Origin of the sequence: Streptomyces sp. NPDC005808 (genome assembly GCF_042871385.1) — a bacterium.
GTDB lineage: Bacteria > Actinomycetota > Actinomycetes > Streptomycetales > Streptomycetaceae > Streptomyces.
This window is the reverse complement of the sequence record NZ_JBIAIK010000017.1, coordinates 18,302-31,479: the sequence shown is the minus strand read 5'-3', so window position 1 is coordinate 31,479 and position 13,178 is coordinate 18,302. Positions and strand designations below refer to the sequence as shown.

Genomic DNA, 13,178 nt, shown 5'->3' with positions numbered 1-13,178 from the left:
CGCTGTGATTCAGTGGCTGGGACGCTAGGTGCGTAGCTACCAAGCGGTAAGCCGAAGAAAACCAGGTACGCCAAGAGAACCCTGGAGTTGCTGCAAGGTCTCGAGGGGAGGGCGAATGGAGACCGAGTCGGAGCCCTACGTCCGTCTTGCGACCCTGCGGCAACTGCACACGGTGATGGCGGACATGAACACCGCCCGCAGCCTGGCGGACACGCTGCAGACCGTCGCCGACGGAGTGGTGACCGGCCTCGGGTACGAGCTGGCGTGTGTCAACCTCGTACGCCCGGACGGTGACCTCGTGGTCGCCGCGTTCGCCGGCAACTCCGCCGCCGAGGCCCTCATCACCGGCCGCGTCGGCTCCCGCGCCTCCTGGGACCGCCGGCTGACCATGGGCGAGGCCTGGGGCGACCTGCGTTTCATACCCCACTCCGAGGGCTGGGTCCTCGACGAGGACGACGTGCCGCAGTGGTACACCGACGGTCCCGCGCCCCGCTTCGAGGACGAGTGGCACCCCGCCGACCGCCTCTTCGCACCGATGTACAGCCCCGGTGTCACCGGCAGCGGCTGCGGCGAGCTGATCGGCGTGCTGTCCGTGGACCGGCCGCGCAACGGACGGCGGCCCGGCGCGTGGGGGCGTGAAGCGCTCCAGATGTACGCGTTCCAGGGCGCCATCGCCATCAGCAACGCGCGTCTACGAGCGAACATGCAGCGCGCACTTGTCCGCCTCGAGCGGGAGCAGCAGGCGCTGCGGGCAAGCGAGGAGAGCTTCCGGCAGGCCTTCGAGTACGCGCCGAGCGGCATGGCCATCGCGGAGATGGGCGGCGACGAGCACGGCCGGATCCTGCGGACCAACGACGCGCTCTGCCGCCTGCTCGGCCGCCCCGCCTCCGCGATGCGCCGTTACTCCTTCTCCGACCTCGTCCACCCGGAGGACATCGGCACGCTGCTGCGGACCTCGGCGGAGGGCGGCCGCGCCGAGCTGAGGCTCTGCCGCCGCGACGACACCTACGTCTGGGTGTCGCTGCGCAACTCGGTCGTCGCGGACGCCGCCGACGGCCCCCGGTTTCTGCTCACCCACGTCGAGGACATCGAGGACCGCAAGCGCCGTGAGCTCCAGCTCGCCCACCGCGCCTCCCACGACTCCCTCACCGGCCTGCCGAACTCCGCCGAGCTGCGCTCCCGGCTCAGCTCCCGCCTCTGCCAGCGCCCGCAGACGCTGCCCCCCGGCGCGATCGAGTCGCTCGACGCGGCCTACACGCACGGGCAGCAGGCTGCCATGGGGGCGCTCCCGAGCGGCGAGCACGACCCGTACGCCGGGAACGGCAACGGTGACGGGCACGGCGGCGGCCAGGTCGCCTACGACGGGAGCGGGCACGCCCTGGGCTCCTGGCCCGGTTCCGAGGCGTACGACGCCTTCGACCACCACGTGCACACCATCGCGCCCGAGGGCGAGACGGACGACGGCGCCAAGGGGCTCGCTGTCCTCTTCTGCGACCTCGACGGCTTCAAGTCGATCAACGACCGGTTCGGGCACAACGCGGGTGACGTGGTTCTCATCGAGGTCGCGCGCCGGCTGACCCATGGTGTCCGGGACGGCGACACGGTCGCCCGGCTCGGTGGCGACGAGTTCGTGGTGCTCGCCGACGGGCTCGGCCGGGCCGACGCGCAGGACCTCGCCGTACGGCTGCGGAACGCGATCATCCCGCCCATCAGGGTCGACGGCCGTGCCGTCCGGGTGGGCGCCAGCTTCGGAATCGGATGGGCGCACTGCGGTATGACGGCGGACGAGGTGCTGAAGTCCGCGGACGAGCGGATGTACATCGAGAAACGGTCTCGTCCCAAAGCACATCGCAGAGCCGGATAAGCCGCAGGTCAGTGGGTCGAAGCGGTGAGGGCACCCGTTTGGCCCAGCGAGACCGGGTAGGCTCGCCATTCATCCACGCAGTGAATCTGCACCGTCCGTATCTGTACCGCACCCGCTAGGAGACCAAGGGATGACGCCCGGCAACAACGGCGCGAGCACGCCCGAGGACGATGACCCGTTCGGCTATCTGTACGAGGACGGCCAGGCCAACGGAGCCACCCCGCCCGGTGGAGGCGGCGGCTACGGCTACCCCGGCTCGGTGAACCGGGTGCGTGCGGTCGGCGAGCGTCGTAACGGACCTCAGCAGGGCGGGCAGGCCGCGTACGGCCAGCAGGCCCCGACCGCGCAGTACGGCCAGCCGCCGCAGGCATACGGCCAGCAGATCCCGCAGCAGCCCCAGGCCTACGGTCAGCCGCACGCGAACTACGCCGCGCCCGAGACCGTTCCCGGCGGCGCGCCCACGACCCGGCACTCCCCGGTCGGCGACGGTGGCGGGCGCGGCCGTGGATCGAACGGGCCGAACACCAAGGGTCTGCTCATCGGTGCGATCGCCGTGCTCGCCGCCGTCGTCATCGGCATCAGCGTCGCCATGCTCAGCAGCGACTCGGGCGACGACGCCAAGGCCGCCGGCACCGATGCCTCCTCGACGCCGTCGACCTCGCAGAGCGCGTCGCCGAGCGAGTCCGCCGGCGACCAGCCCGCGGCCGAACTGCCGAAGGCCGACGCGAAGGTCCTGAACCTGGCGGGTGCCACCACGGCCTCGGACATCAAGGGTGCCAAGGCCGACGGCGGCGTCTACGTGACGAACTTCAACCAGGTCGGCGCATCCGTGACCTGGAGCGTGAGCGGTATCCCCGAGTCCGGCAAGTACACGCTGTACACGGGCTACAGCGTCCCCGGCAAGGACGCCACCGCCACCCTCACGATCAACGGCACGGCCTCCGACACGCCGGTCGGCCTGGACAACTACGGGAAGGCCGCCGAAGGCGACTACGAGAAGGGCTGGACGCAGACCTACAACTACGTCCAGCTCAACAAGGGCACCAACACCATCAAGATCTCGTGCGAGCAGGGCAACCAGTGCGACGTCCTGCTCGACCAGCTGTGGCTGGTCAACGGCTGGGTGGACAGCTGACCGACGGCAGGACGACGGCGCCGCCCTCAACAGCGGGAAGCATCACCCCAGTTGGGGGTCCACCACCCATTCGCCCCTGCGCATCACGCCCTTGAGCTCGAAGGCGGAGTCGAGGATCACCAGGTCGGCGTCCTTGCCGGGCTCCAGGGAGCCCACCTTGTCGTACATGCCCAGCAGGCGGGCGGGGTTGGCGGAGAGGGCCGCCACGACGTCCTCGACGGGCAGCCTGTCGATGGTGATCGCGCGCTTGAAGGCCCGGTCGAGCGTGAGCGTGGAGCCCGCGATCGAGCCGCCCTCCACCAGCCGCGCGACGCCTTCGGCGACCTCGACCTCCAACGGGCCGAGCATGTAGCGGCCGTCGCCGAAGCCGGCCGCGTCCATGGCGTCGGTGATGAAAGCGACCCGGCCGGGGCCCGCGTGATGGAACGCCAGCTCCAGGGAGGCGGGGTGCAGATGTGTGCCGTCGTTGATCAGCTCGACCGTGATCCGGTCGTCCTCCAGGAGGGCCGCGATCGGGCCCGGCGTGCGGTGACCGAGCGCCGGCATCGCGTTGAACAGGTGCGTCGCCACGGTCGCGCCCGCCTCGATGGCCTCGACCGTCTGCTCGTACGTCGCGTCCGTGTGGCCGATGGCCGCGATCACCCCGTGCTCGGCGAGCAGGCGTACGGAGTCGATGCCGCCCGGCAGTTCGGTGGCGAGGGTGACCATCTGGGCCTGGCCGCGCGCCGCGTCGATGAGCTTGCGGACCTCCGCCGGGTCCGGGTCGCGGAGCAGTTCCTCGGAGTGCGCGCCCTTGCGGCACGGCGAGATGAACGGGCCCTCGAAGTGGATGCCCGCGAGGTCGCCCTGCTCAGCCAGCTCCGAGAGCAGCCCGGCGCGCTGGGCGAGGCCGTCCATGTCGCCGGTGACCGTGGAGGCGACGGTCGTGGTGGTGCCGTGCAGGCGGTGGGTGTGGATGCCCTTGAGGACGTCCTCGACCGTGCCCGAGGTGAAGGACGCGCCACCGCCGCCGTGGTTGTGGAGGTCGACGAAGCCGGGGACGAGCCAGTGTCCGGACAGATCGACCGTCTCGGCGTCCGCGGGAGCGCTCCCGACGATCCGCGCGCCGTCGACGATCACGCGGCCGCCGTCCACGATCCCGGTGGGCAGTACCACCTGTGCACCGGCGAAAACCTTGCTAGTGGCCATCAGGTGGTTACCTCCGAGGGGTCAGGGGAGTCAGGGGAGTCAGTGGAGTGAGCAAGGCCGGTGCCGGCCAGGAGATCCCAGGCCAGCAGTCCGGCGCCGAGGCACCCGGCGGTGTCCCCGAGGGCGGCGGGGACGATGGACGGCAGCTTCTGGAAGGTCACGCGCCGCTCGACCGCGGCCCGCAGTGGTGTGAACAAGGTTTCCCCGGCCTCGGCCAGACCGCCACCGATGATCAGCGTGCGGGGGTCCAGCAGAGTGAGCGCGGTCACGAGCCCGTCGGCGAGCGCGTCGACGGCGTCGCGCCAGACCCGTACGGCCCGTTCGTCACCGGACTCGACGGCCTTCGCGCAGTCCGCCGCCTCCGCCTCCGGGTTTCCGGAGGCCGCCGCCCAGGCCTGGCTGACGGCCGCGGCGGACGCGTACCGCTCCAGACAGCCGTGCTGGCCGCACGGACACGGGGTTCCCCCGGGGCGTACGACTATGTGGCCGATCTCGCCGGCGAAGCCGTGCGCGCCGGCCTCCACGCTGCCGCCGATGCCGATCGCGCCCGCGATGCCGGTGCCGAGCGGCACGAAGAGGAAACGGTCCGCTCCCTGCCCCGCGCCGATCCGCCCCTCCGCGAGCCCACCGGTGCGCACGTCGTGTCCGAGCGCCACCGGCACGCCGCCGAGCCGGGTGCCGAGCAGTTCGCGCATGGGCACGTCGCGCCAGCCGAGGTTGGCCGAGTACACGGCGATGCCGCGCTCGGCGTCGACGATGCCGGGGACGGCGACACCGGCCGCCGCGGCCCCCTCGCCGAGGTGCCGCTCGCCGTACGCGTGCAGCTCGGCCGCGAAGCCGAGGATGCCCTCGACGACGGCGTCGGGCCCGCGTTCGCGGCCGGTCGCCCGGCGCGCCTGGTGGAGGAGCTCGCCGTCGGCGCCGACGAGGGCGGCCTTCATCCCGGTGCCGCCCACATCGAGGGCGATGACATGTCTCACGAGGGACAGTGTGGCCCGTCAACCCGGAAGAGGTCTAGTCCACTTACGTGGTGTAGACCTGTGGTGTAGACCTTATGCCGGAATATTGAACGGCGAATCAACAAAAGGGTTGGGGCGAAGCGGTGCGGCGGCGTAGGACAGGAATGATCGCGGCGGTGTCCGCACTGGGCATGACAGCCACCCTCGGAGGCTGCGGAAGCTCCGGCGACTCCGAAAACGTGACGCTGAGGCTGGTGGCCGCCGACTACGGCGACTCCGACGCCAACAGCTCCCAGAAGTACTGGGACAGCCTGGTCAAGGAGTACGAAGCCGCTCACCCGGGGGTGAAGGTCGAGGTCAGCGTCTACTCCTGGACCGACGTCGACCGCGAGGTCAAGGACATGGTCGCGGCCGGGAACGCCCCCGACATGGCGCAGATCGGCGCCTACGCCGACTACGCCGCCCAAGGCGAGCTCTACACGGCCGACGAACTGCTCTCCATACCCGTCCAGGCCAACTTCGCCCTCCAGCTCACCGACGCGGGCGAGCAGGAACGAGCGCAGTACGGCCTGCCGTTCGCCTCCTCCACCCGGCTGCTCTTCTACAACAAGACCCTCTTCGCCCAGTCCGGCCTGACCCCGCCGAAGACCTGGGACCAGCTGGCCTCCGACGCCGAGGTGCTCAAGGCCGCCGGCGTGACGTTCCCGTACGCGCTGCCGCTGGGGCCCGAGGAGGCGCAGGCAGAGACCTTTCAGTGGATGCTGAGCGCCGGCGGTGGCTACACCGACAACGTCGGCACGTACTCCATCGACTCCGAGGAGAACGTCAAGGCCTTCACCTGGCTCAAGGACGAACTCGTCGGCAAGGGGCTCACGGGGCCCACCGATCCCGCCAAGCTCAACCGGGCGGACGCCTTCGCCGCGTTCACGCGGGGCGAGGTCGGGATGCTCAGCGGGCATCCCACGCTGATGAAGATGGCCGCCGCCGGGGGCGTGGACTTCGGCATGGTGCCGATGCCCGGCGCCGACGGCCTGAGCAAGTCCACGCTGGGCGTCGCCGACTGGATGATGGCCTTCAAGCAGAACGGCCATGCCGAGCAGGTCGGGGACTTCCTCGACTTCGTCTACAGCGACAAGAACGTGCTCGACTTCTCCCGTGAGTACGACCTGCTGCCGGTCACCACGTCCGCCTCCGAGGCCATGGCCGCCGACAGCGAGGACCAGGATCTCGCCCCCTTCCTCGACGAACTCGCCACCGCCGAGCTGTATCCCGTCGGCAAGACCTCCTGGGCCGGTGTCAGCGCCGACATCAAGACGCAGATCGGGAAGGCCGTGGAGGAGAGCGGGAGTCCGGCGGCGGTGCTGGGGTCGCTGCAGGCGGAGGCCGACGCGGCGGACAACGCGGCGTAGCGCTGTCCGCTGTCAGTGGCCGGGGCTACGGTTCTGTCCATGGAACCCATGGAATCCATGCAACCCATGCAACCCAGGGAGGAGCTCGGTCCGCGGGAGCGGGGGATTCTCGCCATGGAGCGGCGCGGGTTCGGGGGGCCCGGGGCGAAGGAGCGGGCGATACGGGAGCAGCTGGGGCTGGCACCTGTGCGGTATTACCAACTGCTCAACGCCCTGATCGACGACCCGCGGGCGCTGGCGCACGATCCGGTGACGGTGAATCGGCTGCGGCGGGTTCGGGAGGCGCGGCGGGGGGAGCGGTGAGGGGGGATTTTTCAGCCCGTCCGGCGTTTGAGGACGAGCGCGTTCAGCGCGATGCGGGGGGTCTGGGGGCGGCAGCCCCCAGAAGCAAGGGACGGGCAGGGGCGGAGGGGGCGAAGGAAATCACCCCCCACGCCCGCGCCGATAGGCTCCCCCCATGGCCAGCCACGCGGATCTCCTGCCGACCCCCACCACCCCCGCCGGCCGCGCCGGCCTCGACGCCATCCTCGCCCGGCCGGGGCACGCGGTGATCGGGCTCGACTTCGACGGGACGCTCGCGCCGATCGTCCCGGACCCGGAGCAGGCCCGCGCCCACCCGGACGCGGTCCCCGCACTCGCGGCCCTCGCCCCGAGGGTCGCCTCCGTGGCGGTCGTCACCGGCCGCCCGGCTGCCGTGGCGGTCGAGCACGGCGGCTTCGCGGGTGTGCCGGGACTGGAGCACCTGGTCGTGCTCGGGCACTACGGCGCCGAGCGCTGGGACGCGCGGACCGGCTCGGTCAGTGCCCCCGCCCCGCACCCCGGCGTCGCCGCCGTCCGCGCCGAGCTGCCGGGGTTCCTGGACACGGCCGGCGCCTGGAAGGGCACCTGGATCGAGGAGAAGGGCCGGGCGGTCGCCGTACACACCCGGCGCGCGGCGGACCCGCAGGCGGCGTTCGAGGCCCTGCGCGAGCCCCTCACCGAGCTGGCCGGCCGGCACGGCCTGATCGTCGAACCGGGCCGCATGGTCCTGGAACTCCGCCCGCCGGGGATGGACAAGGGCGTCGCCCTCCTCGCGCACCTCCGCGAGACCGGCGCCGAAGCCGTCCTCTACGCCGGTGACGACCTCGGTGACCTCCCGGCCTTCACCGCCGTGGACAAGCTCCGCGCCGAAGGCATTCCGGGCCTCCTGGTGTGCAGCGGCAGCGCGGAGGTCGCGGAACTGGCGGAGCGGGCCGACCTGGTGGTCGACGGCCCGGCAGGAGTCGTACAACTGCTGAGGGCCCTGGCGGCGCGGCTCGGCTAGGACCCGCTCTCCAACTCCCGCAGCTGCTCCAGGAACCACTGGGCCGGAGGCAGCGCCGTGGCCGCGGCGGCGAGGCGCTTGGTGCGCTCGGCCCGCTCACCGGCGCCCATCGACAACGCCTCGTGCAGGGCCCGCGCCGTGCCGACCACGTCGTACGGGTTCACCACGATCGCGTCCTCGCCCAGCTCCTCGTACGCCCCCGCCTCCCGGGACAGCACCAGCGCGCACCCCTCGTCGGAGACGACCGGCACCTCCTTGGCGACGAGGTTCATGCCGTCCCGGATCGGATTGACCAGGGCCACATCGGCGAGCCGGTACGCGGCGAGGGAGCGGGCGAAGTCGTCCTTGACGTGCAGCACGACCGGGGTCCAACCGGGCGTGCCGTACGTGGAGTTGATGTCGTCGGCGACCCGCTGCACCTCGGCCGTGTAGTCGCGGTACACGGCGAGGTCCTGGCGTGAGGGGTAGGCGAAGGCGACGTGCACGACCCGCTCGCGCCAGGACGGCCGGTCCTCCAGGAGCTGCCGGTAGGCCAGCAGTCCGCGCACGATGTTCTTCGACAGCTCGGTGCGGTCGACCCGCACGATCGCCTTCCGGCCCTCGCCGATCTGCTCACGCAGGGTGGCCATCCGGTCGGCGACATCCGCCTCGTGCGAACGCCGGCGCAGGAAGTCCGCGTCCGCGCCGAGCCCGTGCACACCGACGCGGGTGTCACCGAGGCCGCCGGCCAGCTCCTGCGCGCACGCGGTGAACGCGGAAGCCCAGCGGTGGGTGAGGAAGCCGAGCCGGTCCGCGCCGAGCATGCCGCGCAGCACCTGCTCGGCGATGTCGTCGGGGAGCATGCGGAAGTAGTCGACCGGCGCCCACGGCGTGTGCGAGAAGTGACCGATCCGCAGGTCCGGGCGGAGTTCCCGCAGCATGCCGGGGACGAGGGTCAGGTGGTAGTCCTGTACGACCACCACGGCGCCCTCGGCCGCCTCGTCGGCCAGCGCCTGCGCGAACGCCCGGTTGTAGGCCTCGTACGACGCCCACTGGCGCCGGAACTCCACGTCGAAGACCGGCTCCAGCGGCGTCTGGTACAGCATGTGGTGGACGAACCACAGCACGGAGTTCGCGATGCCGTTGTAGGCGTCCGCGTGCACCTCGGCGTCGATGTCCAGCATCCGTACGCCGTCCTCGCCGACCCCGCGCCGCACCGCCTCGCGGTCCCCGTCGCCGAGCGCCGAGCACACCCACAGGGCGCCCGCGTCCGGGCCGATCGCCGACAGGCCCGAGACCAGGCCGCCGCCGCCGCGCCTGGCCTGTAGCTCGCCGTCCTCGCGCACGTCGTAGGAGACCGGGCCGCGGTTGGACGCGACGAGGATCCCGTGGGAGCCCTGCGGTGATGCCGTGGAAGCAGCAGTCGAAGCGGTGGAAGCCATACGCGTCAATCTAGCCCGGCCCGGAAACGCTCAAACGTACGGACGGGGTACTGCGCAGACGTATACAGCCGCCGGATTACGCCGCTTTGCGTGACTGATACTCCGAGATTTCCGCCATGGGAGGCCGTTCCTCCGTATCGACGGAGTAGGTGCGCGCCTCGAAGCCGGACTCGCCCCGTTCGAACTGGGTGATGGCCGGCCGGATGAGATGGCCGCGGGCGAGCCGGAGCTGTGCGGTGCGGTAGATCGCGGCGGACATCCGGCCCAGCGCCTGGCCGTCCTGGTGCCGGTGCTTGCGCACACCGACATCGACCTGGGCGAGCGCGTCGAGCCCCACCAGGTGCAGCGCGTCGACGAGCATGCCGAGCTCCACGCCGTATCCGACGGGGAACGGGAGCTGTTCGAGGAGGGTACGGCGGGCCGCGTACTCGCCGCCGAGCGGCTGGACGAAGCCGGCCAGCTGCGGCCAGTGCATGTTCAGCAGGGGGCGGGCCATCAGTTCGGTGACCCGGCCGCCCTGACCGGCCGCGGTCCTGCCGGAGGTGGGCTCACCCGGCAGGTTCAGCGGGCGGTCGTACATCGCCTTGACCAGGTCCACACCCGGATCGGTGAGCAGCGGTCCCACGATCCCGGACACGAAGTCCGAGGAGAACTCCTTGAGGTCCGCGTCGATGAAACAGACGATGTCACCGCTCGTCACCAGGAGTGACCGCCACAGGACCTCGCCCTTGCCGGGCACGGTCGGGATGCGGGGAAGTATTTCGTCCCGGTGAACGACCCGGGCGCCGGCGGCGGCGGCGACCTCGGAGGTGCGGTCCGTCGAGCCCGAGTCGATGACGACGATCTCGTCGACGAGGGGCACTTTGCGGGTCATCAGATCGCGGCGGATGATGGAGACGATCTCGCCTACCGTGGCCTCCTCGTTGAGCGCGGGCAGGACCACGCTCACCGTGGAGTTGGTGGATCGTTTCGCGGCTATGAGCTTCTTGAGCGGCCGGTCGGTCACGGACCAGGAGCGCGTGCTCAGCCAGCGCTCGACGTCTTCAAGCACGTGCGGCTCTCCCTTGCGTTCATTGGGATGCTTGTGCCCGTCTCCGCGGCAGCGTTCGGTGGGTCGCTGGCATCTCGCGGTTCGGACGGCTCTCTCCACCATCCAGGCCTTCGGTTACAGTCTTGAACAACGCTGATGACCATCGCATGTCGGGGGTCGTCCGGCGCACAACTGAATACCGCTCATCCAGAGGGGCAGAGGGATACGGCCCGTTGAAGCCCCGGCAACCCTCCAGCTGGTTCTTGTCACATCGACGTGGCGGGGCTCCCGGCTCGGGAAGGTGCCAAATCCGTCTCACGGCGAAGTGCGTCGTGAGGAAGATGAGGAGAAAGGGCCTCGCCTCCATGGCTGCGCAGACAGTTGCAAGCACCACGAACACCGTGACCTCCCCGGATTCCGCGAAGACCGTCGATCTGGGCCCCGCCGCCGCGCTTTCCTGCCGCGAGTGCGGACACCGCGTACCGCTCGGTCCGTTCTTCGCCTGCGAGGAGTGTTTCGGGCCGCTGGAGATCGCGTACGACTTCTCGGCCTACGAGACCGAGGACCTCCGCAAGCGCATCGAAGCGGGCCCCGCGAACATCTGGCGCTACGCACCGCTCCTGCCGGTCCCGGCGGACGTCGCGGAGAAGCCGAACATCAACCCCGGCTGGACCAAGCTCGTCAAGGCCGACAACCTGGCCCGCGCGCTGGGCGTCACCCCCGGCAAGCTCTTCGTCAAGGACGACTCCGGCAACCCGACGCACTCCTTCAAGGACCGCGTCGTCGCCCAGGCCATCGAGGCCGCCCGTGCCTTCGACTTCACCACCCTCTCCTGCTCCTCCACCGGCAACCTCGCGGGCGCCGTGGGCGCCGCCGCGGCCCGCGCCGGCTTCCGCTCCTGCGTCTTCATCCCGCACGACCTGGAGCAGGGCAAGATCGTCATGGCCGCGGTGTACGGCGGCGAGCTCGTCGGCATCGAGGGCAACTACGACGACGTGAACCGCTTCTGCTCCGAGCTGATCGGCGACCCGGCCGGCGAGGGCTGGGGCTTCGTCAACGTCAACCTGCGGCCGTACTACGCGGAGGGCTCCAAGACCCTCGCGTACGAGATCTGCGAGCAGCTCGGCTGGCAGCTCCCCGACCAGCTGGTCATCCCGATCGCCTCCGGCTCCCAGCTCACGAAGATCGACAAGGGCCTGCGGGAGCTGATCAAGCTCGGGCTCGTGGCGGACAAGCCGTACAAGATCTTCGGCGCCCAGGCCGAGGGCTGCTCACCGGTGTCGGTCGCCTACAAGGCAGGCCATGACGTCGTACGGCCCCAGAAGCCGAACACCATCGCCAAGTCGCTCGCCATCGGCAACCCGGCCGACGGGCCGTACGTGCTCGACATCGCGCGGCGTACCGGCGGCGCCGTGGAGGACGTCAACGACGAGCAGGTCGTCGAGGCGATCAAGCTCCTCGCCCAGACGGAGGGCATCTTCGCCGAGACCGCGGGTGGCGTGACGGTGGGTGTGGCGAAGAAACTGATCGAGAACGGTCTGCTCGACCCGACCCTCACCACCGTCGTCCTCAACACCGGCGACGGCCTCAAGACCCTGGACGCGGTGGCCTCGGACACCGGGCTCACCGCGACCATCCGCCCGAACCTGGACTCCTTCCGAGAGGCCGGCCTCGCATCATGAGCGGGGGCGCTCCGCCGGAAAGCCGTAACCGCGCCGCGGGCCGGCGGGGGCCGGCCGCGCTCCGCCGGCCCGGCCCCGCGCCCCTGGGGCGCTGTCCCGCCGCACCTGAGCATCCGACCGGAGGTCACACCGAATGAGCGTCAACGTCCGCATCCCCACCATCCTGCGCACCTACACCAGCGGCAAGGCCGAGGTGACGGCCGAGGGCGGCACCCTCGGCGAGGTGATCGCCGACCTGGAGCAGAACCACACCGGCATCGCCGCACGCGTCCTGGACGACCAGGGCAAGCTGCGCCGCTTCGTCAACGTGTACGTCAATGATGACGACGTCCGCTTCGAGCAGGGCCTGGAGACGGCGACGCCGGACGGTGCGGGCGTCTCGATCATCCCGGCCGTCGCCGGAGGCTGACCGTCACCCGCCATCACGCACGGTGATCAACATTACCTTGGGTAATGGCGATCACCGAGAGTTCATTGAATTGCCCCCTCCGTGAGAGAAGCGGAGGGGGCAATTCTGTATGGTTGAGCGCGGTACAGTTGGGGAAGCTGCTTCGCTTTCGAGTCGGTTTTATGCCGGGCGCATATGAGTCCTTGCCCGATGCCCGACAAGAAGCGGCCAAAGTGCCCCGCCTTTTTGAGCCGATTACGGCATTTACGGGGCCCGACTTGCCCTGAATCTTTGCGAATTCTACGCATATTCCCGATCGGTCGCGCTCAGAATTCTCGTCCGATTGACCTGTTGCAGAGGGCAGTTGGACAGATACATTCAGCCGCGGTCGACGCGTTCCGGCGCACACCCCCAATCATTGGGGAGTGAGGTCTGACCCGGGCCCGCGAAGTGCGGTCCTGTGCAAGGGCCAGTAATAGGGGAGTTAGGCATGGCTCAGGGCACCGTCAAGTGGTTCAACGCGGAGAAGGGGTACGGCTTCATCGCGGTCGACGGTGGTGCGGATGTATTCGTCCACTACAGCGCGATTCAGATGGACGGCTACCGCACCCTTGAAGAGGGCCAGCGGGTCGAGTTCGAGATCTCGCAGGGCCAGAAAGGGCCGCAGGCGGACATGGTCCGGCTGGCGACCGGCTGAAGCACGCGCCGACTGATTGTTCTGTTCGACGTGACGAAGGGCCCGCACCTCCACCAGGGGTGCGGGCCCTTCGGTCTGCCCCGCTGCCCGCACCAGGTTCGG

At 70.2% G+C, this 13,178-nt stretch carries 12 protein-coding genes and 1 riboswitch; of the genes, 8 read left to right on the top strand and 4 right to left on the bottom strand.

Features of this window, described 5'->3' with window-relative positions:
• Positions 1 to 115 precede the first annotated feature (115 nt).
• Positions 116 to 1,864, top strand: coding sequence for a diguanylate cyclase CdgB (cdgB, locus tag ACFYPC_RS30560; RefSeq protein WP_391889176.1), 1,749 nt, complete (start codon positions 116 to 118; stop codon positions 1,862 to 1,864).
• A 130-nt stretch (positions 1,865 to 1,994) separates the two neighbouring features.
• The gene (locus tag ACFYPC_RS30555; protein WP_391889174.1) at positions 1,995 to 2,999 is read left to right on the top strand and encodes a carbohydrate-binding protein; all 1,005 of its coding nucleotides are present in this window, start codon (positions 1,995 to 1,997) and stop codon (positions 2,997 to 2,999) included.
• A gap of 42 nt (positions 3,000 to 3,041) precedes the next feature.
• On the opposite strand, the gene nagA is transcribed toward ACFYPC_RS30555, so the two are convergent.
• A complete protein-coding gene (gene nagA, locus ACFYPC_RS30550; RefSeq protein ID WP_391889172.1) occupies positions 3,042 to 4,187 on the bottom strand; it encodes an N-acetylglucosamine-6-phosphate deacetylase in 1,146 nt (381 codons plus the stop codon).
• Positions 4,187 to 5,167, bottom strand: coding sequence for an ROK family protein (locus tag ACFYPC_RS30545; RefSeq protein ID WP_391889169.1), 981 nt, complete (start codon positions 5,165 to 5,167; stop codon positions 4,187 to 4,189). The genes nagA and ACFYPC_RS30545 overlap by 1 nt, the downstream gene beginning before the upstream one ends.
• A gap of 143 nt (positions 5,168 to 5,310) precedes the next feature.
• On the opposite strand from ACFYPC_RS30545, the gene ACFYPC_RS30540 reads away from it, so the two are divergent.
• The 3 genes from ACFYPC_RS30540 (at position 5,311) to otsB (ending at position 7,858) form a co-directional block, all read left to right on the top strand.
• Positions 5,311 to 6,555 carry an extracellular solute-binding protein gene (locus ACFYPC_RS30540; protein WP_391889166.1) on the top strand — a complete coding sequence of 415 codons (1,245 nt, stop codon included), beginning with the start codon at positions 5,311 to 5,313 and terminating at the stop codon, positions 6,553 to 6,555.
• Between the two features lie 48 nt (positions 6,556 to 6,603).
• Positions 6,604 to 6,858 (top strand): DUF3263 domain-containing protein, encoded by a 255-nt coding sequence (locus ACFYPC_RS30535; RefSeq protein WP_391889448.1) that lies wholly within the window; start codon positions 6,604 to 6,606, stop codon positions 6,856 to 6,858.
• Positions 6,859 to 7,012: 154 nt separating this feature from the next.
• The gene (gene otsB / locus ACFYPC_RS30530; protein WP_391889164.1) at positions 7,013 to 7,858 is read left to right on the top strand and encodes a trehalose-phosphatase; all 846 of its coding nucleotides are present in this window, start codon (positions 7,013 to 7,015) and stop codon (positions 7,856 to 7,858) included.
• On the opposite strand, the gene ACFYPC_RS30525 is transcribed toward otsB, so the two are convergent.
• The gene (locus ACFYPC_RS30525; RefSeq protein WP_391889161.1) at positions 7,855 to 9,279 is read right to left on the bottom strand and encodes a trehalose-6-phosphate synthase; all 1,425 of its coding nucleotides are present in this window, start codon (positions 9,277 to 9,279) and stop codon (positions 7,855 to 7,857) included. The genes otsB and ACFYPC_RS30525 overlap by 4 nt on opposite strands.
• A 76-nt stretch (positions 9,280 to 9,355) precedes the next feature.
• Entirely contained in the window at positions 9,356 to 10,330 is a 975-nt protein-coding gene (locus tag ACFYPC_RS30520) for a glucosyl-3-phosphoglycerate synthase (RefSeq protein ID WP_391889158.1), read from the bottom strand.
• 179 nt (positions 10,331 to 10,509) lie between these two features.
• A riboswitch (SAM riboswitch) is annotated at positions 10,510 to 10,657 on the top strand.
• Between the two features lie 17 nt (positions 10,658 to 10,674).
• Between ACFYPC_RS30520 and thrC the strand changes: the two genes are divergently transcribed.
• From thrC to ACFYPC_RS30505, 3 genes are all read left to right on the top strand, one after another.
• On the top strand, positions 10,675 to 11,991 hold the full coding sequence (gene thrC, locus ACFYPC_RS30515) for a threonine synthase (RefSeq protein WP_391889157.1): 1,317 nt from the start codon (positions 10,675 to 10,677) through the stop codon (positions 11,989 to 11,991).
• 133 nt (positions 11,992 to 12,124) lie between these two features.
• Positions 12,125 to 12,400 carry a MoaD/ThiS family protein gene (locus tag ACFYPC_RS30510; RefSeq protein WP_391889155.1) on the top strand — a complete coding sequence of 92 codons (276 nt, stop codon included), beginning with the start codon at positions 12,125 to 12,127 and terminating at the stop codon, positions 12,398 to 12,400.
• 469 nt (positions 12,401 to 12,869) lie between these two features.
• Positions 12,870 to 13,076 (top strand): cold-shock protein, encoded by a 207-nt coding sequence (locus ACFYPC_RS30505; RefSeq protein ID WP_007382895.1) that lies wholly within the window; start codon positions 12,870 to 12,872, stop codon positions 13,074 to 13,076.
• The last annotated feature ends 102 nt before the right edge of the window (positions 13,077 to 13,178 follow it).

Coding starts and splice junctions, on each gene's coding strand:
- cdgB (WP_391889176.1), top strand. CDS start 116: ATGGAGACCGAGTCGGAGCCCTACGTCCGTCTTGCGACCCTGCGGCAA.
- ACFYPC_RS30555 (WP_391889174.1), top strand. CDS start 1,995: ATGACGCCCGGCAACAACGGCGCGAGCACGCCCGAGGACGATGACCCG.
- nagA (WP_391889172.1), bottom strand. CDS start 4,187: ATGGCCACTAGCAAGGTTTTCGCCGGTGCACAGGTGGTACTGCCCACC.
- ACFYPC_RS30540 (WP_391889166.1), top strand. CDS start 5,311: ATGATCGCGGCGGTGTCCGCACTGGGCATGACAGCCACCCTCGGAGGC.
- ACFYPC_RS30535 (WP_391889448.1), top strand. CDS start 6,604: ATGGAATCCATGCAACCCATGCAACCCAGGGAGGAGCTCGGTCCGCGG.
- otsB (WP_391889164.1), top strand. CDS start 7,013: ATGGCCAGCCACGCGGATCTCCTGCCGACCCCCACCACCCCCGCCGGC.
- ACFYPC_RS30525 (WP_391889161.1), bottom strand. CDS start 9,279: ATGGCTTCCACCGCTTCGACTGCTGCTTCCACGGCATCACCGCAGGGC.
- thrC (WP_391889157.1), top strand. CDS start 10,675: ATGGCTGCGCAGACAGTTGCAAGCACCACGAACACCGTGACCTCCCCG.
- ACFYPC_RS30510 (WP_391889155.1), top strand. CDS start 12,125: ATGAGCGTCAACGTCCGCATCCCCACCATCCTGCGCACCTACACCAGC.
- ACFYPC_RS30505 (WP_007382895.1), top strand. CDS start 12,870: ATGGCTCAGGGCACCGTCAAGTGGTTCAACGCGGAGAAGGGGTACGGC.